At 62.5% G+C, this 19,564-nt stretch carries 24 protein-coding genes; 17 read left to right on the top strand and 7 right to left on the bottom strand.

The genetic code is table 11. The features are described 5' to 3' along the window. Window positions 1-38 precede the first annotated feature (38 nt). Genes OOJ09_RS13880 through purB form a run of 3 tightly spaced genes read left to right on the top strand, consistent with a single transcriptional unit; the run spans window position 39 to window position 2,640 of the window. Window positions 39-764 (top strand): DUF2259 domain-containing protein, encoded by a 726-nt coding sequence (locus OOJ09_RS13880; RefSeq protein WP_269905757.1) that lies wholly within the window; start codon window positions 39-41, stop codon window positions 762-764. Further along, window positions 761-1,273, top strand: a complete 513-nt coding sequence (locus OOJ09_RS13875) for a hypothetical protein (RefSeq protein ID WP_269905756.1) — start codon at window positions 761-763, stop codon at window positions 1,271-1,273. Before OOJ09_RS13880 ends, OOJ09_RS13875 begins: the two co-directional genes overlap by 4 nt. 59 nt (window positions 1,274-1,332) lie before the next feature. Then, window positions 1,333-2,640, top strand: a complete 1,308-nt coding sequence (purB, locus tag OOJ09_RS13870) for an adenylosuccinate lyase (protein WP_269905755.1) — start codon at window positions 1,333-1,335, stop codon at window positions 2,638-2,640. 77 nt (window positions 2,641-2,717) lie between these two features. Here purB and OOJ09_RS13865 read toward each other — a convergent pair whose 3' ends face one another. Continuing rightward, the gene (locus OOJ09_RS13865; protein WP_269905754.1) at window positions 2,718-3,530 is read right to left on the bottom strand and encodes a VOC family protein; all 813 of its coding nucleotides are present in this window, start codon (window positions 3,528-3,530) and stop codon (window positions 2,718-2,720) included. 250 nt (window positions 3,531-3,780) lie between these two features. On the opposite strand from OOJ09_RS13865, the gene OOJ09_RS13860 reads away from it, so the two are divergent. Next, window positions 3,781-4,335, top strand: coding sequence for an RBBP9/YdeN family alpha/beta hydrolase (locus OOJ09_RS13860; protein ID WP_269905753.1), 555 nt, complete (start codon window positions 3,781-3,783; stop codon window positions 4,333-4,335). Window positions 4,336-4,359: 24 nt separating this feature from the next. Here the strand turns inward: OOJ09_RS13860 and OOJ09_RS13855 are convergent, their stop codons facing one another. Together OOJ09_RS13855 and OOJ09_RS13850 are read right to left on the bottom strand one after the other, a co-directional pair. After that, window positions 4,360-5,133 (bottom strand): HpcH/HpaI aldolase family protein, encoded by a 774-nt coding sequence (locus OOJ09_RS13855; protein WP_269905752.1) that lies wholly within the window; start codon window positions 5,131-5,133, stop codon window positions 4,360-4,362. Between the two features lie 108 nt (window positions 5,134-5,241). Beyond that, window positions 5,242-5,562: a DUF1476 domain-containing protein gene (locus OOJ09_RS13850; protein ID WP_269905751.1), complete on the bottom strand. Its 321-nt coding sequence runs from the start codon at window positions 5,560-5,562 to the stop codon at window positions 5,242-5,244. Window positions 5,563-5,836: 274 nt separating this feature from the next. Between OOJ09_RS13850 and purC the strand changes: the two genes are divergently transcribed. The 6 genes from purC to OOJ09_RS13820 all read left to right on the top strand — a co-directional run bounded on the left by purC (window position 5,837) and on the right by OOJ09_RS13820 (window position 9,391). Further along, the gene (purC, locus tag OOJ09_RS13845) at window positions 5,837-6,631 is read left to right on the top strand and encodes a phosphoribosylaminoimidazolesuccinocarboxamide synthase (protein ID WP_256750894.1); all 795 of its coding nucleotides are present in this window, start codon (window positions 5,837-5,839) and stop codon (window positions 6,629-6,631) included. Between the two features lie 43 nt (window positions 6,632-6,674). Beyond that, on the top strand, window positions 6,675-6,917 hold the full coding sequence (gene purS, locus OOJ09_RS13840) for a phosphoribosylformylglycinamidine synthase subunit PurS (protein WP_023810342.1): 243 nt from the start codon (window positions 6,675-6,677) through the stop codon (window positions 6,915-6,917). Window position 6,918: 1 nt separating this feature from the next. Then, on the top strand, window positions 6,919-7,587 hold the full coding sequence (gene purQ / locus OOJ09_RS13835; protein WP_269905750.1) for a phosphoribosylformylglycinamidine synthase subunit PurQ: 669 nt from the start codon (window positions 6,919-6,921) through the stop codon (window positions 7,585-7,587). Window positions 7,588-7,674: 87 nt separating this feature from the next. Further along, a complete protein-coding gene (locus OOJ09_RS13830) occupies window positions 7,675-8,340 on the top strand; it encodes a glutathione S-transferase family protein (protein ID WP_269905749.1) in 666 nt (221 codons plus the stop codon). Next, window positions 8,337-8,744, top strand: coding sequence for a hypothetical protein (locus OOJ09_RS13825; protein ID WP_269905748.1), 408 nt, complete (start codon window positions 8,337-8,339; stop codon window positions 8,742-8,744). Before OOJ09_RS13830 ends, OOJ09_RS13825 begins: the two co-directional genes overlap by 4 nt. A gap of 2 nt (window positions 8,745-8,746) precedes the next feature. Further along, entirely contained in the window at window positions 8,747-9,391 is a 645-nt protein-coding gene (locus OOJ09_RS13820; protein WP_269905747.1) for a Pr6Pr family membrane protein, read from the top strand. A 65-nt stretch (window positions 9,392-9,456) separates the two neighbouring features. Here the strand turns inward: OOJ09_RS13820 and OOJ09_RS13815 are convergent, their stop codons facing one another. Continuing rightward, a complete protein-coding gene (locus tag OOJ09_RS13815; RefSeq protein WP_269905746.1) occupies window positions 9,457-9,708 on the bottom strand; it encodes a DUF1127 domain-containing protein in 252 nt (83 codons plus the stop codon). 93 nt (window positions 9,709-9,801) lie between these two features. Here OOJ09_RS13815 and OOJ09_RS13810 point away from each other — a divergent pair, with 93 nt between their 5' ends. From OOJ09_RS13810 to OOJ09_RS13785, 6 genes are all read left to right on the top strand, one after another. Further along, window positions 9,802-11,220 carry a PLP-dependent aminotransferase family protein gene (locus tag OOJ09_RS13810; RefSeq protein ID WP_269905745.1) on the top strand — a complete coding sequence of 473 codons (1,419 nt, stop codon included), beginning with the start codon at window positions 9,802-9,804 and terminating at the stop codon, window positions 11,218-11,220. Window positions 11,221-11,342: 122 nt separating this feature from the next. Next, complete coding sequence (gene purL, locus OOJ09_RS13805; RefSeq protein WP_269905744.1) at window positions 11,343-13,574, top strand: phosphoribosylformylglycinamidine synthase subunit PurL; 2,232 nt, start codon at window positions 11,343-11,345, stop codon at window positions 13,572-13,574. Beyond that, window positions 13,571-14,083 (top strand): hypothetical protein, encoded by a 513-nt coding sequence (locus OOJ09_RS13800; RefSeq protein WP_269905743.1) that lies wholly within the window; start codon window positions 13,571-13,573, stop codon window positions 14,081-14,083. Before purL ends, OOJ09_RS13800 begins: the two co-directional genes overlap by 4 nt. Before the next feature lie 125 nt (window positions 14,084-14,208). Then, window positions 14,209-14,442, top strand: a complete 234-nt coding sequence (locus OOJ09_RS13795) for a BolA/IbaG family iron-sulfur metabolism protein (RefSeq protein ID WP_010909092.1) — start codon at window positions 14,209-14,211, stop codon at window positions 14,440-14,442. Window positions 14,443-14,622: 180 nt separating this feature from the next. Beyond that, a complete protein-coding gene (gene grxD, locus OOJ09_RS13790) occupies window positions 14,623-14,958 on the top strand; it encodes a Grx4 family monothiol glutaredoxin (protein ID WP_269905742.1) in 336 nt (111 codons plus the stop codon). Between the two features lie 172 nt (window positions 14,959-15,130). Beyond that, complete coding sequence (locus OOJ09_RS13785) at window positions 15,131-16,399, top strand: multidrug effflux MFS transporter (protein ID WP_269905741.1); 1,269 nt, start codon at window positions 15,131-15,133, stop codon at window positions 16,397-16,399. 56 nt (window positions 16,400-16,455) lie between these two features. Here the strand turns inward: OOJ09_RS13785 and OOJ09_RS13780 are convergent, their stop codons facing one another. The 3 genes from OOJ09_RS13780 to rpsD form a co-directional block, all read right to left on the bottom strand. Next, window positions 16,456-17,283 carry an inositol monophosphatase family protein gene (locus tag OOJ09_RS13780; RefSeq protein ID WP_269905740.1) on the bottom strand — a complete coding sequence of 276 codons (828 nt, stop codon included), beginning with the start codon at window positions 17,281-17,283 and terminating at the stop codon, window positions 16,456-16,458. Beyond that, window positions 17,273-18,166 (bottom strand): tRNA 2-thiocytidine(32) synthetase TtcA, encoded by an 894-nt coding sequence (ttcA, locus tag OOJ09_RS13775; protein ID WP_269905739.1) that lies wholly within the window; start codon window positions 18,164-18,166, stop codon window positions 17,273-17,275. Before ttcA ends, OOJ09_RS13780 begins: the two co-directional genes overlap by 11 nt. 131 nt (window positions 18,167-18,297) lie before the next feature. After that, on the bottom strand, window positions 18,298-18,915 hold the full coding sequence (gene rpsD / locus OOJ09_RS13770) for a 30S ribosomal protein S4 (protein WP_269905738.1): 618 nt from the start codon (window positions 18,913-18,915) through the stop codon (window positions 18,298-18,300). Between the two features lie 381 nt (window positions 18,916-19,296). Between rpsD and OOJ09_RS13765 the strand changes: the two genes are divergently transcribed. Further along, the gene (locus tag OOJ09_RS13765) at window positions 19,297-19,503 is read left to right on the top strand and encodes a hypothetical protein (RefSeq protein ID WP_269905737.1); all 207 of its coding nucleotides are present in this window, start codon (window positions 19,297-19,299) and stop codon (window positions 19,501-19,503) included. Window positions 19,504-19,564: the final 61 nt, after the last annotated feature.

The raw sequence follows: 19,564 nt of genomic DNA, 5'->3' as shown, positions 1-19,564 counted from the left end.
GGATTGACACGGTCACCGGCTGCCGGAGTGACGAACCGATGCGACTGCTTTTTCCGTTTGCCGTCTTCCTGCTTGCGCAGTTTGCGACGTCGATCGCCGCCCATGCCGGCGACGTCGCCGCGCTCGAAATCCTCGGTTTCACCAAGGATGGCGGCGTGTTCGCCTTCGAGGAATATGGCGTGCAGGACGGGTCTGGCTTCCCTTACGCCAACCGCTACTACATCGACACCAGCACCGACAGTTTTCTCAAGGGCACCCCGATCCGGGTCCGGCTCGACGACGAGAATGCCAAGCTCGACGCGGCGCGCCTTCAGGCACGGCAGAAAGGCGAGGCCATTGTCAGCGAGGCGGAGCTGACCGCCAACAAGGGCATCACCGCGGGTTTCAACCCGGTGACCGAGCTTTCGGCCGATCCGCACCGGATGGTGGTCAATCCGCGTCCGATCTTTTCACCGGTCGACCCACCGCTCGAGTTTCGGCTCGACGAGATCGGCATGAACAACACTGAAGGCTGCGAGAGCCAGGGCGAGATCAACGGCTTTCGGCTGCTGCGCATCGAGGCGCAGGATGGCGGCACGACCAAGCTGCTGCATGAGGACAAGTCGATCCCCAAGAGCCGGGGATGCCCGAACGGCTACCGGATCGGCGCGGTGCAGACGTTTTCAATGGATAGTCTCAGCGCCTATGCGGTGCTGATCGCGGTGCGCCAATATGGCTTCGAGGGGCCGGACTTTCGCTGGATCGCGGTGACTGACCGCCTGTGACACCGCACGCCGCCACCCGCAGCCGCGCCCCGAACTGCATCCGCCGCGCCTTGCCAAGGTGGCAGACAGCTCTTTTCGGCGCCTTGTTGTGGGCCATGACGATGGGCGCCAGCGTGCTCGTCAACCTTGACGCCTGGGAGACGCCGGAGAAAATCCGCACCGTGTCGTTGCTGTTTGCAAGCGGCGGAGCACTCGGCTTTCCGGTTGGCCTGTTCGCGGCGCGGCTGTTCTCGCTCGGAAGGCACCGGGAGGTCGCCTTCGCGGCGGCATTCGTGTGCCTTGCCGCCGCGACCATGGGCCTCACCGGCGGACTGTTTGCCCTGCAATACCGCTCCTACTATGCCGAATGGCATGCGCCCGCTTTCACCCTCACCTGGGCCTTCCAGTTCGTCTTCACCACGCTGGTGGCGCTCTACCAGTTCGTGGTGCTGGGCATCCGGCTGTATTTTCCGATTGGTTTCGTCGCCTTGTTTGCCGCGAGCGTCTGGTTTGCGCGGCAGCGGCGTTGAGCATTTTGTCTGCCTCTGTTAGGACGCGGGCAAACTCCTCGACACGTCAGGACCGACCGATGATCCCACGCTATTCCCGACCGGAAATGGTCGCCATCTGGTCGCCGGAAACCCGGTTCCGCATCTGGTTCGAGATCGAGGCCCATGCGTGCGACGCACTGGCCGAGCTCGGCGTCATCCCCAAGGAAGCGGCGAAAACCATCTGGGAAAAGGGCAGTGCCGCGAAATTCAACGTGGAGGCCATCGACGAGATCGAGCGCGTCACCAAGCATGACGTCATCGCCTTCCTCACCCATCTTGCCGAATTCGTCGGACCGGACGCCCGCTTCATCCACCAGGGAATGACCTCGTCGGACGTTCTCGACACCTGCTTTGCCGTGCAACTCAGCCGGGCCAGCGACATCCTGCTCGCCGACATCGATGGCCTGCTTGCGGCGCTCAAGCGCCGAGCCTTCGAGCACAAGGACACTGTCACGATCGGCCGCAGCCACGGCATCCATGCCGAGCCGACGACCTTCGGCATCAAACTGGCGCAAGCCTATGCCGAGTTCTCGCGCTGCCGCGAGCGGCTGGTGCATGCGCGTGAGGACATTGCCACCTGCGCGATTTCGGGCGCGGTCGGCACCTTCGCCAACATCGACCCCTATGTCGAGGAACATGTCGCGGCAAAGCTCGGGCTCAAGCCGGAGCCGGTGTCGACGCAGGTGATCCCGCGCGACCGCCATGCCATGTTCTTCGCCACTCTCGGCGTCATCGCCTCCTCGATCGAGCGGCTGTCGATCGAAATCCGCCACCTGCAGCGCACCGAAGTGCTTGAGGCGGAAGAGTATTTTTCGCCCGGCCAAAAAGGCTCGTCGGCGATGCCGCACAAGCGCAACCCGGTGCTGACCGAAAACCTCACCGGCCTTGCCCGCATGGTGCGGTCCATGGCGCTGCCGGCGATGGAGAATGTGGCACTCTGGCATGAGCGCGACATTTCGCACTCCTCGGTCGAGCGCATGATCGGGCCGGACGCCACCGTGACGCTCGATTTCGCCTTGTCACGGCTGACCAGTGTCGTCGACAAGCTGCTCGTCTATCCCGAGAACATGTTGAAGAACATGAACAAGTTCCGCGGCCTGGTGCATTCGCAGCGCGTGATGCTGGCGCTGACGCAGGCCGGCCTGTCGCGGGAAGACTCCTACCGGCTGGTGCAGCGCAACGCCATGAAGGTGTGGGAGCAAGGCGCTGATTTTCTTGAAGAACTGCTGGCAGACAAGGAAGTGACCGCTGCCTTGCCGGAAGCCGAGATCCGCGAGAAATTCGACCTGGGCTACCACACCAAGCATGTCGACACGATCTTCAATCGGGTGTTTGGGGAGGCTTGAGCCGTCCAGCATAAAAAAGAGGCCCGCCCCGGCCACTGGCCGGCGGGCCTCTTTTGCCTGGTGTTGCCAGTGCCGGATCAGGCCTTGCCGGGAACGGTCCTGATCACCGTGCCCCACGGGTCCTCGCGGGTCGTTTCGCCGGTCACATTGTCCGAACGCATCTCGACCCAGGCAAGGCCCGAGCGAGCGGCGTCGCGGCGGCCGGCGCCGGCACTCTGCCAGGCATTGGCGCCGATATGGTGGTGATAACCGCCCGACGACAGGAACACCGCCTGGCTGCCGTATTTCGCCACCGTGTCAAAGCCGAATTCCTTGTTCCAAAAGGCTTCGGCGTCTTCCGGCCTGCCAACGCGCAGGTGGACATGGCCGACAATGCTGTTTTCCGGCGCGCCTTGCCAACCGGCGTCACCCGCCGGCACTTCGGCAACGACGGCCGGGATGTTCAGCCGCTCCGTCGCCATGGCCACCTTGTCGCCATTCCATTTCCAGTCCTGCGGACGGCGGTCCGAATAGATCTCGATGCCATTACCTTCCGGGTCGGTCATGTACAGCGCTTCGCTGACCAGATGGTCGGATGCACCATCGATGGCGATCTTGTTGGCGATGGCATGGTTGATCCAGCGGCCGAGATCCGCACGGCTGGGCAACAGGAATGCCGTGTGAAACAGGCCGGCGCCGCGCGGATCGTCGGGCTTCGCCGAAGGATCCGGCTCGAGGACGAGCAACGGCCGGTTGGCGGCGCCCAAGGTGATCGCGCCGTCGGCACGGCTAAGCTCCTGCAGTCCGACGACTTTGCGATAATAGGCGGCCAGACTTTCGGCGTCGCGCGCCTTCAACCCGACGCGGGCAACGCTGACCGGGGTGGTGGCGGCAAAAGGCAATTCGCTCATCAAATGCTCCGTTCGGCCGGTCCGCGGTGAAACTCCCAAGGTCAAGAGCCCCGCGCCGCCAATCATCTTACGTCGTGTCAGTCCCAAAAATCGGGGTTTTCGCACACGGCTGTTTCTTTTCCTTATGACAGATCGTCCATCGGCATCGTTCACACAAGATGGCAAGAAGCGAACATCGTGTTCACCATTGTGATCAAGAGCGCAGGCTATGACCGTTGCATGAAGCGGCGCCGCTCGCTATCTCAGCGCCATGAAGGTCAAGGAAGCAGATATTCTCATCGTGCCGGGTTACACCAATTCCGGCCCCGATCATTGGCAAAGCCGCTGGCAGTCGAAATTGTCAACGGCGCGCAGGGTCGAGCAGGCGGAGTGGTCGAAGCCGGTGCGCGACGACTGGACGGCGAACGTGGCCAAGGCGGTCAACGAGGCCGAGCGGCCGGTTGTCATCGTCGCTCACTCGCTCGGCGTCGCCGCGGCGGTGCAAGCCATTCCGCATTTCAAGAAACCGGTTGCGGGAGCCTTTTTCGTGGCACCGCCCGACGTTGCCAATCCCGAGATGCGGCCCAGGCACCTGATGACCTTCGGCCCTTACCCGCGCGAGCCGCTGCCGTTTCCCTCCATGGTGATCGCCAGCCGCAACGACCCGTTCTGCGCGTTCGATGTCGCGGAGGACATTGCCGGCGCGTGGGGTTCGCTGTTCATCGATGCCGGCGAAACCGGTCATCTCAACGTCGATTCCGGCTTCGGGCCGTGGCCCGAGGGCTCGATGACCTTCGCCAAGTTCCTGACGGACTTAAAGGCCTGAGTTGTTTGGCCAGGGCTCCCTCACTCAGGAGCCGATCGAATCCCTGACGCTCTTCAGCAGGGTTTTGGCACCGAGCCCGATCAGAGCGTGTTCGGAGCCCATGGCCAGCAGCCGGTAGCCCATCGACACGACGCGGCCGGCGATCGCCGGCTCGACAACATAGATCGCGGCGTGCTTGCCGGCCTTGCGGGTGCGTTCGGCGACCGAGGCGACGGTCTCCATCATGCTTTCCAGCGTTGAATTGACCGTGGCGCCGTTGCTCCACGCGATCGAGAAATCGGATGGCCCGAGGAAGATTCCGTCTATGCCCGGCGTGTCGAGGATGCCGTCGAGCGCGTCGAGAGCCGCGCGGGTCTCGACCATGGCGAAGGCCATGGTGCGCTGGTTGCTGTCGCGCAGCCATTCGGCCTGGTCGCCCTTGCCATGGCGCGGAAAGGCATAGGTCGGCCCCCACGAGCGCTCGCCGAGCGGCGGATATTTCATGGCGGCGGCGAACAGCTTCGCATCGGCCACCGAATTCACCATTGGCGCAATGACAGCCTCGGCGCCGAAATCGAGCGCGCGGCTTGCCATGTCGAAGCGGCCGACGGGAATGCGCACCAGCGCCGGTTTGCCTGTGGCGAGCACCGGCACGAGGCCGCGCAAGACGCTGTCCTCGTGGTGGCCGCCATGCTGCATGTCGAGCGTGACGGCATCAAAACCCTGCTTGGCGACGATCTCGACAGTCAAGGCATCCGGCACGCCGGACCATGCGGTGAACAGCGTTTCATCGGCCGCAAGGCGGGACTTCAGGGACATCTGGTCTTTCCTCGTTAACGTCAGCAGTTTCAGCCGGAAACCGCTGCAAAGGCAAAGAAAAACCGCCCGGATAGGCCAGGCGGTCGATTGGTCCAGAGTGTCGTTGGATCAGGTGTTCTTGATCTGCTCGATCGCCTGCGCCATCAACTCGTCCATGGTGCGGCGGATCTGATGGTCCGACTGGTCGACACCGGCCGCATCGAAATCCTTGCGGATCTTGCGGAACACGTCATGGTCGCCGGCTTCCTCGATGTCGGCGACGACCACTTCCTTGGCATAGGCTTCGGCGTCGGCGCCCGACTTTCCGAGTTTTTCGGCGGCCCACAGGCCGAGCGCCTTGTTGCGGCGCGCCGAGGCCTTGAACCGAAGTTCCTCGTCGAATGCGAATTTGCGCTCAAAGCCCTCTTCGCGGTCCTTCATGCTGCTCATGGCATCCCTCCGGTGGAAATCGATTCGCTGGTGATGATCTATATGTGTTGACGAAGCACAAACCAAAAGGTCGCGAGCCGGTCAATACGCTTCGTCGCATGCTGCGCTGCGGCATTTCGATCCCGAAAGCGGTTGATTGGAAGGATTTGCCGATTGAGCAAATGGTGTGATTGGGATAGACCCGGCATTGAACCCTACCGTAGCCGCACTATTTCAGGCAGACGGACAGGAAATGGTCGCTTGCCGCCTGTCCGGAAATCCAGAGAAAAATCAGATGAAAAATCGCCGCCGCATTTATGAAGGCAAGGCCAAGATCCTCTATGAGGGACCCGAGCCGGGTACGCTCATCCAGTTCTTCAAGGACGACGCAACCGCGTTCAACAAGAAGAAACATGAGGTCGTCGACGGCAAGGGGGTGCTCAACAACCGTATTTCCGAGCACATCTTCAACCACCTCAACCGCATGGGCATTCCGACCCACTTCATCCGCCGGCTCAACATGCGCGAGCAGTTGATCAAGGAAGTCGAGATCATCCCGCTCGAAGTGGTGGTGCGCAACGTCGCCGCCGGTTCGCTGTCCAAGCGCCTCGGCATCGAGGAAGGCACCGTCCTGCCGCGCTCGATCATCGAATTCTACTACAAGGCCGACGCGCTCGACGATCCGATGGTCTCGGAAGAGCACATCACCGCGTTCGGCTGGGCGAGCCCGCAGGAGATCGACGACGTCATGGCGCTCGCCATCCGCGTCAACGACTTCCTTTCCGGCCTGTTCATGGGCGTCGGCATCCAGCTCGTCGACTTCAAGATCGAGTGCGGCCGCCTGTTCGAGGGCGACATGATGCGTATCGTGGTCGCCGACGAGATTTCGCCGGATTCCTGCCGCCTGTGGGACGTGGCCACGCATGACAAGCTCGACAAGGACCGTTTCCGCCGCGACATGGGTGGCCTCGTCGAAGCCTACCAGGAAGTTGCCCGCCGCCTCGGAATCATGAACGAGAACGAGCCCGTTCGCCCCACGGGCCCGGTGCTTGTCGCCTCGACCGAAGGCGTCAAAGGCAAGCCGCACTGATAGCGGCTTGCGCCCCGATACCCAGAACAGGAGCATGTCCAGCGTGATCAAGGCCCGCATTACCGTCACCCTCAAAAACGGCGTTCTCGACCCGCAAGGCAAGGCCATCGAACACGCGCTGTCCGGGCTGGGCTTCGGAGGCGTCGGCGCTGTGCGGCAGGGCAAGGTGTTCGACGTCGAACTGGCGGAAAGCGACAAGGCCAAGGCCGAGGCCGATCTCAAGGCCATGTGCGACAAGCTGCTGGCGAATACGGTGATCGAGAATTACGCGGTGGAGATTGCCTGACGTGAAATCAGCCGTCGTCCTTCTTCCTGGCCTCAACCGCGACCGCGACATGATCGCGGCGCTGACCAAGATTTCCGGCAAGGCGCCAGCCACCGTCTGGCAGACCGACACCGAAATCCCCGATGTCGACCTGATCGCCATTCCGGGCGGCTTCTCCTTCGGCGACTATCTGCGCTGTGGTGCGATCGCCGCGCGCATGCCTGTGATGCGGGCCGTCGCCGAAAAGGCTGCCAAGGGCGTGATGGTCATCGGTGTCTGCAACGGCTTCCAGATCCTGGTCGAGGCCGGCCTGCTGCCTGGCGCGTTGATGCGCAACACTTCACTGAAATTCGTCTGCCGGCAGGTCAAGCTGCAGATCGCCAACGCCAACACCATGTTCACCCGCCGCTATCAGCCGGGCCAGATCATCCGCTCGCCGGTCGCGCATCACGACGGCAACTACTTCGCCGATGCCGAGACGCTTGCCCGCCTCGAAGGCGAAGGCCAAGTGGTGTTTCGTTACGCCGAAGGCACCAATCCGAACGGCTCGATCAACGACATCGCCGGCATCATCAACGAGCGCGGCAATGTGCTCGGCCTGATGCCGCATCCGGAAAACCTGATCGAGGCAGCGCATGGCGGCAACGACGGCCGCGCGCTGTTCGAGAGCGCGCTCGGCATTGCCGCCTGACGTCGTCGAGGCGAACGCCTTGAAAACAGCCGGGCATTCCAGCCCATTTTATTGGGCAAGTCCGCTTCATTGGGGAGAGAGACGGTCATGAAACTGTATTCGCGGCCGTTGTCGCCCTATTCGTCGATCGTGCGGGCTCTGGCCTACATCAAGGACGTTCCGCTCAAGATCATTGCCCCGCCACCCGGTTTTCCGATCCCCGAAGAGTTTCGCGCCATTTCGCCGCTGAACCGGATTCCGGTTCTGATCACCGGTTCGGGCGAAACGATCATCGAATCGGTGGTCATCGCCGAGTATCTCGAGGAGCGCTTTCCGGAGCCGGCGTTGCTACCGCCCGATTCCAAGGACCGTGCGCTGGTGCGCATGTTCGCCCGTATCACCGACCTCGATGTCCTCACCCCGACGATGAAGCTTTTCGAACTTCATTTCGTGCAGAAGCGAAACAATGTCGAGATCGACGCCCAGTTCGTCCGCCTGCACCACGGACTGACGGCAATCGAGGCGCGCATGGCGCAAGGCCCCTTCGCGCTCGGCAACGACATCAGCTTCGCCGATGCCTGGCTGACGCCGACGCGGTTCATCTTCAACAATTTCCGGGCGATGACAGGCCGCCACGACCTGCTCGACGCCTATCCCAAATTCGAAGCTTACGAACAAATCGCCCTGCAACACCCGGCATTGTCGCGGGTGTGGGGCGAGATGACCGACGGCTTGAAGATCTTTCTGTCCGAACTTGAGATGGGTGCCGCTTGATCAAGAGCAAGACGATCGCCTTCGTCGCCGCGGCGGGCTTTGCCCTGGCTTCCTGCCAATCGACCCCAAAGAGCACGCCTGTCCCCTCGGGCAAGAGCGCCTCGTTGCTGGCCATGGAACAGGTGGCGATATCCGCCCATAAATGCTGGATCGCCAGCAAGGACCCGGCCTTCAAGCAATACCAGATGGCCAACGAACTGAACTCGTTCAGCGGCACGCCGCGTTTCCTGCTGGTGCCCGCCAAGCACTATGGTGGCAAACCATTGCTGGTCGTTCAGGCGCAAGGCAATTCAAGCCGCGTCGACGCGTTCGGACCGCTGATGAACGACCCGCTCGGCGCGCGCATCGGCTCGGATATCGCCCGCTGGCAAGGCGGCAACCCGGCCTGCGCCGCGACCGCCTAGCCATGGGTCGCTTTCTGCAGCTAGCCGGTCTGGTCATAGGTCTGGCCGGGCTCGTCCTGCAGTTCCGCATCACCATTCCAGCATCGATGGAAGCCGGCCGCAGCCTGACTGGCTCGATCGTCTTCTATTTCAGCTTCTTCACCATCCTGACCAACATCGGCGCGGTGTTGGTGTACACATCGCTGTTGTCGCCCACTGGCTATGCGTGGCTGCCGGCCTTCGCCGGACCACGAATGCGGACGGTCGTCGCGGTTTCGACCACACTGGTCTTCATCGTTTATGCGACGGTGCTGGCGCGGCTGTGGCAGCCACAGGGGCTCTTCCTGCTCTGCGATGTTCTTCTGCACTATGTGACGCCGGTGCTATTCGTGCTGTGGTGGCTGATAGAAGGCGCCGACGGCAGGACGCGGTGGAGCGACATTTCCTGGTGGGTGCTCTATCCCGTGGCCTATCTGGTCTATGTGCTGGCGCGGGCGCCGCTCGCCGGCGAGGTGCCCTACCCCTTCCTCGATGTCGCCAAGAACGGTCCAGCCAGCGTCGCCCTCTCGGCGCTTGCCATCACCGGGCTTTTTCTCGTGCTGTGCGTCATCGCGGTCCTTGCGGACCGCAGCGTTTCACGCCTGCGGGCGCCGGGCGGCAATCGTTAGCTGATGTTCCGGTTCGAGATCATGGCTTTCGCTCCTGGCGATGGTCTTTTCGAAATCCGTTCACGCTAGTCCCAGAAAGGCCTGAGCCCCTCGCGATGGGCATCGCAGCGCGAGATGCCGATATCCTTGAGCTGATCGTCGGTCATTTCCAGCAATGCCAGCCGGCTGCGCCGGCGCTCCAGCAGATTGCCGATCCATCTCGCCAGCGACCCGACCACGCGCACCAGACGGCTGACAAAGCCGCGCAGGCCCGACGGGTGTGCTGGTTGACGTGGTAACTCGGCCCTCGAATGAGGGATTGTCGCGATTGTATTCATTTTCTTTCTACCGGAACTCTCAATTGTACCCTTTTCTTCACGCCGATGATATGTATTGACTCACATTCCGGTGCAATATAGAAAATTGTCACCATGACAAATTGGCTTCCAGATCTCACCGCCGGCTCAGGCCCGCTGTATCAACGCCTGGCGGATTCCATCGAAACCGACATCGACCGAGGTGTTATCGACGCGGGTGCAAAGCTGCCGCCGCAACGCGATCTCGCCTACGACATAGGCACCACCGTCGGCACGGTCGGCCGGGCCTATCAATTGCTGCGCGAGCGCGGGCTGGTGAGCGGCGAAGTCGGGCGCGGAACCTATGTGCTCGGCCAGCGCGCCGGGGGGATCACGCAGGACTTATTGGTTCCCGACGTCAGCGCCGAAGGCACGCGTTACATCGATGTGCCCCGAGACAAGCTGCGGTTCGACAGCACGGCAGCGCCGGACATCGGCCAGGGCGCCATTGTCGCCGATGTCCTGTCGCGCACGGCACAGGATCATCCGCATGAGATTTCAAGCTATACGCGGGATTTTCCAGACCGCTGGTGCGAAGCCGGCGCCCGCTGGTTGTCGCGGAATTCCTTCCGGCCAACCGCCGACACCATCGTTCCGACGCTCGGCACCCATGCCGCTGTGATGGCGGCGATCGCAGCGCTGACCACACCCGGCGATTATGTTGCCTTCGAGCATCTCACCTATTCGCAGATATCGCGCAGCGCCGGCCTGATCGGCCGGCGCACCGCGCTTGTGGCATCGGACGGGGAAGGCCTCGACCCGGCCGATTTCGAGCGCGTCTGTGCTCAAAAACATCCCAAGATGGTCTTCCTGATGCCGACAGCCAAGAATCCGACGCTGGTGACGCTGTCGGCCACGCGCCGCGAGGCAATCGCCCGGGTGGCGCGCGAGTACAATGTCATCCTCATCGAAGACGACCTTTACGGCGACCTCACAGACGACCCGACGCCGCTGCTTGCCGAATATGCGCCCGAACGCACCATTGTCGCCGGCGGCCTGTCGAAATCGGTGGCGGCCGGCATTCGCGGCGGTTGGCTCTCCTGCCCATCCGCTTATCGCCATCGCATCCGCGTCGCCCACAAGATGATGACGGGCGGCATGCCCTTCCTGCTGGCGGAGGTGAATGCCCGGCTGGTGCTGTCCGGCCAGGCCGCAGAGATACGCAAGCGCAGCATCGCCGAAATCAGCGCCCGCATCGCGATCGTGCGCGAGACTTTGGCCGGATTTGAATTCAAGGCGCACGACAAGGTGCCTTTCGTCTGGCTCACCCTGCCTGATCCGTGGCTTTCCGGCACATTCAAGAACGCCTGCCTCGAACATGGCGTGCTGCTCGACGACGAGGACGAATTCAGGGCGGGCCGCTCCGAGCAGGTTTTCCATGGCGTCCGTTTCGGCGTTTCGCAGCCAAGACAGCGCAAGGACATTGCCGAAGGCGTTGCGGTCATCCGGCGGCTTCTCGACGAGGGCCGCGCCGGCTACGACAGCTTCTCCTAAGTCCCTTCGTGGCTTTGTCCGGCTTTCCTGCTTTTTTCGTCAATCCATGGGTGTATCGGCCGCAAAGCTTGCGATAAGAGGGGACTCAAAATCCCCGCTTCCATGGACACAAATCGCCGCCCATGACCATTTCCAATTCCGTGCCGATCACCCCCGAGCTCATCGCCGCGCACGGGCTGAAGCCCGATGAGTATCAGCGCATCCTCGATCTCGTCGGCCGCGAGCCGAGCTTCACCGAACTCGGCATCTTCTCGGCGATGTGGAATGAGCATTGCTCATACAAATCCTCCAAGAAGTGGCTGCGTACCTTGCCTACCACAGGCCCACAGGTCATCCAGGGTCCAGGCGAGAACGCCGGCGTGGTCGACATCGGTGACGGCGACTGCGTCGTCTTCAAGATGGAGAGCCACAACCACCCCTCCTACATCGAACCCTATCAAGGGGCCGCGACCGGCGTCGGCGGCATATTGCGCGACGTCTTCACCATGGGCGCGCGGCCCATCGCGGCGATGAATGCGCTGCGTTTTGGCGCCCCCGACCATCCCAAGACCAGGCACCTCGTCTCAGGCGTGGTTTCAGGCGTCGGCGGCTACGGCAACGCCTTCGGCGTGCCGACCGTCGGCGGCGAGGTCAATTTCGACGCCCGCTACAACGGCAACATCCTGGTCAATGCCTTTGCCGCGGGCCTTGCCAAGACCGATGCGATCTTCCTGTCGGAAGCCAAGGGCGTTGGTCTGCCGGTCGTTTATCTCGGCGCCAAGACCGGCCGCGACGGCGTCGGCGGCGCCACCATGGCCTCGGCTGAATTCGACGACAAGATCGACGAGAAGCGCCCCACGGTGCAGGTCGGCGACCCCTTCACCGAAAAATGCCTGCTGGAGGCGTGCCTCGAACTGATGGCTTCGGGCGCGGTCATCGCCATCCAGGACATGGGCGCGGCCGGCCTCACCTGCTCGGCGGTCGAAATGGGCGCCAAGGGCGACCTCGGCATCGAGCTCGATCTCGACAAGGTGCCGGTGCGCGAAGAGCGCATGAGTGCCTATGAGATGATGCTGTCGGAAAGCCAGGAGCGCATGCTGATGGTGCTGCGCCCCGAGAAGGAAAAGGAGGCCGAGGCGATCTTCCACAAATGGGGCCTCGACTTCGCCATCGTCGGCAAGACCACCGACGATCTGCGCTTCCGGGTTCTGCACCAGGGCGACGAGGTCGCCAACCTGCCGATCAAGGACCTTGGCGACAAGGCACCCGAATACGACAGGCCCTGGGTCGAGTCCAAGAAGCCGGCGCCGCTTGCCGCCAATGACATTCCGCAGGCCGATGTTGCCGATGCGCTGCTGAAGCTGCTCGGCGGACCGGATCTGTCGTCGCGCCGCTGGGTGTGGGAGCAATACGACACGCTGATCCAGGGCAATTCGCTGCAGCTTCCGGGCGGTGACGCCGGCGTGGTGCGCGTCGATGGCCATGCGACCAAGGCGCTCGCCTTCTCCTCCGACGTGACGCCGCGCTACTGCGAAGCCGATCCCTATGAGGGCGGCAAGCAGGCGGTGGCCGAATGCTGGCGCAACCTGACCGCGACGGGCGCCTTGCCGCTCGCCGCCACCGACAACCTCAATTTCGGCAATCCGGAACGGCCCGAGATCATGGGTCAACTGGTCGGCGCGGTGAAAGGCATTGGCGATGCCTGCCGTGCGCTCGGCTTCCCGATCGTCTCCGGCAATGTCTCGCTCTACAACGAAACCAACGGCCAGGGCATCCTGCCGACACCGACGATCGGCGGCGTCGGCCTGATCGCCGACTGGTCGAAGATGGTGCGCACCGGCTTCGCCGCCGAGGGCCAGATGATCCTGCTGGTCGGCGCGCCCGCCTCCTGGGGAACGCATCTCGGCCAGTCGGTCTATATGCGCGACATCCACGGCCGCACGGATGGCCCGCCGCCGCCGGTCGATCTCGAGCATGAAAAGCGCGTCGGCGACCATGTGCGCGCGTTGATTGCGTCCGGTATCGTCACGGCGGCGCACGACGTTTCCGACGGCGGCATCGCGGTGGCTCTGGCCGAAATGGCGATGGCGTCCGGCATCGGCGCGACTGTCCCCGGGCTTGTCGGCACCGATCCGATCCCGGTCTGGTTCGGCGAGGATCAGGGCCGCTATCTCCTGACGCTGTCGATCGACCCGCATGGCGATGAATGGGATGCCATCCGCAAGCAGCAAAGCGAGCTCGGCATTTTCGCGCCGTGGATCGGCTCGACTGGCGGCAACGCACTGAAACTCGGCGGGGCGCGAGCAATCCCGGTCAGCGAACTCACCGCCGCCCACGAAGGCTGGTTCCCCCGTTTCATGGATCAGGCCAGTTGACCAGACTGGCTGCCCGGGCGCTGCTTGCAGTCGTTTTCTGGCCGTCGCTGTTCTTCTTCTGGTTCCTCGGACCGTTCGTCTTTTTCCTGCTGTCGACGACCTCAAGCGAGGTTTGCGCTCGGCTGGAAACACGCGATGAGTTTCTTGCCGCGGCCAACGGCGCCATTCCGATGCTTGCCGTGCAGAACGTGATCTATGCGGTTCCGGTCCTGTGCCTGGTACTATGGGACCGCCTTTCACCGGAGGCGGAGCGGGCAAGGCATATTGTCACCTGCGTCAAGCTCTTCGCCGTTGCGGTGGTCATAGGGGGACTGTGGGAGTACGGCTCCTCGCTTGTCTGTGACGGCCACGGCCAGGCGTTCTTCTCGCCGCTCTGGCAGATGACCAGCTATCTCCCCATCGTCAGCCTGGTCATCAACGTTCCGCTCTATGTGCTGGCCTTCAGTCTCGGCCGCGCTTTCTCGACGCGCGAGGAGGTTGCCGAGGACGAAGCAAGTCCAGGGGCTTAGGCCCGTTCTGAAGCCGTCTTGCCCGTGGCGGGACAGAACAGCTTCAATCCGGACCGGAAAGGCTCTAGGCTCTGGCGAGTCACATCGCATGGCCGCCGGCCGGCCGCTCGAAACAGGATTTTGCCATGGCAATGGATGCCCACGACATCGAAAAACTGATCAAGGACGGCATTCCGGACGCCAAGGTCACGATCCGCGACCTGGCCGGTGACGGTGACCACTACGCTGCCGAGGTGGTGGCCGAGAGCTTTCGCGGCAAGAGCCGCGTCCAGCAGCACCAGATGGTCTATGACGCGCTGAAGGGCAATATGGGCGGCGTGCTGCACGCGCTGGCGCTGCAGACCAGTGTACCGGACTAAGGCATTTCTACCCGACACGCAGAGACGGCCAGGATGCGCCTCAGGCCGCTTGGCCCAAGACGGCCCATCCTTTGCGCCATTTCAGCCACGGCACGGCTAACGTCTTGTTTCGGGCAATCGATGGGTTTATTTGAAGGACATGCTTCGAGCCTGACTCCCACAGGCGTGAAAGGATCGTCCATGACCGGTATCAACGACTACATCGACAATGAAGTGAAGGGCAACGACGTCGTCCTTTTCATGAAGGGCACGCCCGGTTTCCCGCAGTGCGGGTTTTCCGGCCAGGTCGTGCAGATCCTCGACTATATTGGAGCCGACTATAAGGGCGTGAACGTCCTGGACTCCGCCGAACTGCGCCAGGGCATCAAGGAATATTCCAACTGGCCGACAATCCCGCAGCTCTACGTCAAGGGTGAATTCGTCGGCGGCTGCGACATCGTCCGCGAGATGTTCCAGGCGGGCGAACTGCAGACATTCCTCGTCGAAAAGGGTGTCGGCGTCAAAGGCGCCGCCTGACTTTTCTTCGTGCGTGCATGATGCTCTCCGAAAATTGAGTTCGATTTTCGGGGTCATGCGCCAGGCGTCGGGGCCATCTCACCTCGGCAATTTTTATGTCCTGACGTCGGGACCAAGACGAGCCAATGCGCCGGCCCGCCGGCGCGTTTTCGTTTGAGAGATCGGACTTGCCGTGGACCAGCCAGCAGCAGCGACGCAATCGGCAAGCAAGCTGCCTATTCCGCGCTGGGAATTCATCGCGCTGTGCGCTGCGCTGATGGCGCTGAATTCGCTGGCGATCGACATCATGCTGCCGGCCCTGCAGCAGATCGGCGCATCGCTCGGCGTCGAGAATGAAAACCACCGGCAGTATGTGGTCACCGCCTACATTCTCGGCTTCGGCGGCGGCCAGTTGTTCTTTGGGCCGGTGTCGGACCGTTTCGGCCGTCGCGCACCGCTTGTCGCCGGGCTGATCATTTACGTGGCGGCGGCTGCCGCGGCCGCCATAGCGCCAAGCTTTGAAACGCTTCTCTTGTGCCGGGCCGTGCAAGGCATTGGCGCGGCCGCCACACGCGTCATCGCCGTCTCGATCGTGCGCGACACATTTGACGGCCGACGCATGGCCGAGGTGATGTCGCTGATCTTCATGGTGTTCATGGCCATTCCGGTCGTGGCGCCGGGGATCGGCCAGTTCATCATGCTGTTCGCGACCTGGCACTGGATCTTTGTCACCATGGCCGCCGGCGCGCTGATCGTGTCGGCATGGTCGCTGCTGCGCCTGCCCGAAACGCTGCATCCCGAATATCGCCGGCCGCTGACCGTCAACGCCATCGTCGGCGGGTTTCGCATCGTGCTCACCAACCGCATCGCCATCTGCTACGCCTTCGCCAGCACCTTCATTTTCGGCGCCATGTTCGGCTTCATCGCCTCGGCACAGCAGATCTATGTCGACATATTCAACGTCGGTGAGATGTTCCCGGTCATCTTCGCCGGGGTCGCGGGCGTTCTTGCTTTCTCCAACTATCTGAACTCTCGGCTTGTCGGCCGTATCGGCATGCGCCGCCTGTCGCAGAGCGCGCTGCTGCTGTTTCTGGTCGTCAGCCTGGCCTGGCTGGTCGTTTCGATCGAAATGAAGATGCCGCTCTGGCTGTTCATCACGTTCTTTGCCGGCGCCATGCTTCCGTTCGGTGCGCTCGGCGCCAATTTCAACGCGTTGGCCATGGAACCGCTCGGCCAACTGGCCGGCACGGCGTCATCCATCCTCGGTTTCATGCAGACCTTTCTCGGCGGCATTCTTGGCACGCTGATCGGTCAGGCCTTCAACGGCACGGTGACGCCGCTGGCCGCCGGCTTCTGCAGCGTCTCGGTCGCGGCATTGCTGATGATCTTCATCGCCGAGCGCGGCAAGATGTTCCAGCCGCACAACCCGCCCGTTTCAGGTCACGTCACCGACGTGCATTGAATTATTGTTTTTCGGCATACAGCCCGGCGATCTAGTCGCCAGCGCGGGAGCTGATCCTATTGTGCCCAGAGTTCGCGGCGCAGGTCCTGCCAGCTTTGCCTGTCGGGTGCGACCAGCAGACCGCCGTCGAGATGCGACGGCAGATAGGCGCTGCCGTCGAAGCGCGCGGCGTGGCCGCCCGCCTCGGCATGAATCAGCACGCCGGCCAGATGATCCCACGGCATCAGCTTGTTATAGACGACGAAATGGGCATGGCCGCTGGCCAGCAGGCGGTATTCATGCGCCGCGCAGCGGTAGGCAAATTGCGACAGGATCTTCGTCTGGTTGCGGGCCAGCCGTGACCGTTCCGGTTCCGGCATGTATTGCCAGGAGACAGAGCCGGTCATTTCCGAGAGCGGCGCGGGTGCCGTGACGCGCACCTTCTCCAGACCGCCATGCGCATGCCTGATATGGCTGCCGGCGCCCTTGGCGCCGATCAGCCAGTCCTTGCCGACAGGGTCATGGATGATGCCGGCAACGGTCTCGCCCTTGACCACGACGGCCAGCATGACGCCGAAAAGCGGCACGCCCGAAGCAAAGTTGAAGGTGCCATCCACCGGATCGATGACGAAAGCCAGATCGGCATCGCCCAGGCCGTCGAGAAGCCCTGGATTGTCGGAACAGGCTTCCTCGCCGACGATCATCGCCTGGGGATAACGCCCGCGCAGACTGGCGGTGACGAGCCGCTCGGCATTCACGTCAGCCTCCGTCACCAGGTCGGCGGCGGATGTCTTCTGCCGGATATCGCCGTCGCCCAGCCGGCGAAAGCGCGGCATGATCTCGGTCTGGGCCGCCTCTGCCAGAATGCCGGCCAGCCAGTCGATCGCGGTGTCGTCAAATATCATCGGAAATGTCTTGCCTGGCGGTTGGGGTCTCATCGAGCGCTGCGAAATCGAACAGTTTTCTGTCGAGCAGATGCGATGGCCTGCTGTTTGACAGCGCGCGCAGCATCGTATCCTTGCGGCCGGGCATGCGCTTCTCGATATCCTCGAGCATCGCCTTCATGGCGTTGCGCTGCAGACCTTCCTGACTGCCACAGAGGTCGCAAGGGATGATCGGGAACCGCATCGACGCGGCGAATTTTTCGAGGTCGGTTTCGGCGCAATAGCTCAGCGGCCGCAGCACCATGACGTCGCCCTCGTCGTTGAGCAGCTTTGCTGGCATGGCGGCGAGACGGCCACCATGGAACAGGTTCATGAAGAAGGTTTCGAGAATGTCCTCGCGATGGTGGCCGAGCACCAGCGCCGAGCACCCCTCCTCGCGCGCGATGCGATAGAGATGGCCGCGCCTGAGCCGCGAACACAGCGAACAATAGGTGCTGCCCTCGGGCAGCTTGCCGGTGACGACGGAATAGGTGTCCTGATATTCGATGCGATGCGGGATGGCGTATCGAGCGAGATAGTCGGGCAGGATCTGTTTGGGGAAATTCGGCTGGCCCTGGTCGAGATTGCAGGCCAGCAAATCGACCGGCAGCAGCCCGCGCCATTTGAGATCCAGCAGAACGGCAAGCAGCCCGTAGGAATCCTTGCCACCCGACAGCGCGACCAGCCAACGCTGGCCCGGCTTGACCATCGAGAAATCCTCGATCGCCTGACGCGTGAGCCGCAGCAGCCGCTTGCGCAATTTGTTGAATTCGACAGAGGACGGCACATCGGCGAACAGCGGATGAAAGCCACCTTCGATTTCAGTTCCTGGTTCAAGCGATTCGGCGTCTGGCAGCATGTTCATGGCGTCAGTTCCAAAATCCTCGGGCGACGAATGTCCGGCACGTCGCTGCGCCCGGAATTAGCGGACATGGCAGACAAAGAAAAGGCCGCCTCGAAGGGCGGCCTTTTCTTGATGTCGTAAAATGCGTTCGATCAACGCGAATAGAATTCGACGACCAGGTTCGGTTCCATCTGCACGGCGAACGGAACGTCGGCCAGGCCAGGGATGCGCGCGAAGGTCGCGACCATCTTGTTGTGGTCGGCTTCGATGTAGTCCGGCACGTCGCGCTCGGCGAGACCGACTGCCTCCAGGACGATCACCAGCTGCTTCGACTTTTCACGTACTTCGATGACATCGCCCGGCTTGCAGCGGTACGAGCCGATGTTGACGCGCTTGCCGTTGACGTTGACGTGGCCGTGATTGACGAACTGACGGGCGGCGAAAATGGTCGGCACGAACTTGGCGCGATAGACGACCGCGTCGAGACGCGACTCGAGCAGGCCGATCAGGTTCTCGGAGGTGTCGCCCTTGCGGCGGTCGGCCTCTTCATAAACCTTGCGGAACTGCTTTTCCGAGACGTCGCCATAGTGACCCTTCAGCTTCTGCTTGGCACGCAGCTGCAGGCCGAAATCGGAAAGCTTGCCCTTGCGGCGCTGGCCATGCTGGCCGGGGCCGTATTCACGCTTGTTGACCGGGGACTTCGGGCGGCCCCAAATGTTCTCGCCAAGACGGCGGTCGATCTTGTACTTCGCGGATTCGCGCTTGCTCATCGCATTCCCTTTCAAAACAAACACACCCGGAACCTCATGGTCCGGGTGAAGGAAACGCGCCCTCCTCTGGCCTCCGTTTTCGAGACCTGACAGGGTCTTCCCACGCAACGCGGCGGAAAACCCACGGGACACGTCATTTCAAACAGGATCAGAAAACGTCTGAGGCTCACTGATCTTGCGTATACAAAACAAACACCGGACATCGCTGCCCGGCGTTGGCGGCTGGTTAAACCGAGTTTTAACCGCTGTCAAGCTTGTGCCTGGCGTTGCGCAAGGCAAACGATATACCGTTTCCGATGTTGATGCAGTGCCGGATGTGGCGGGAGGTGATTGCGCCAGCGGCATCAGGAAGGGACTGGAGCTAAAGGAGACTGTAGTCACATGAAGAAGTTCTTCCTAACGTTGGCAGGCGCGGCGGTGTTGGCCGGATCGGTGGCGGTTGCACCGGAGCCGGCAGAAGCCAGACATTGGCAGGGACACCGGCATCACCACGTTTGCCGCGTGGTGGTGAAGAAGAGGGTGATCTGGCGGCATGGCCACAGACACGTCATCCGCTACAAGGTGCGGCGCTGCTGGGGGCGCTGGTAGATCATAGTTCGGCCCCAGGCGGCCCACATATCATTCAAAGCCCGCGGTTCTGGCCGCGGGC

The sequence above is a fragment of the Mesorhizobium qingshengii genome (assembly GCF_027563465.1).
Taxonomy (GTDB): Bacteria; Pseudomonadota; Alphaproteobacteria; order Rhizobiales; family Rhizobiaceae; genus Mesorhizobium; species Mesorhizobium qingshengii_A.
Note: the sequence above shows the minus strand (reverse complement) of the source record. Positions and strands in the feature narration are given on the sequence as shown.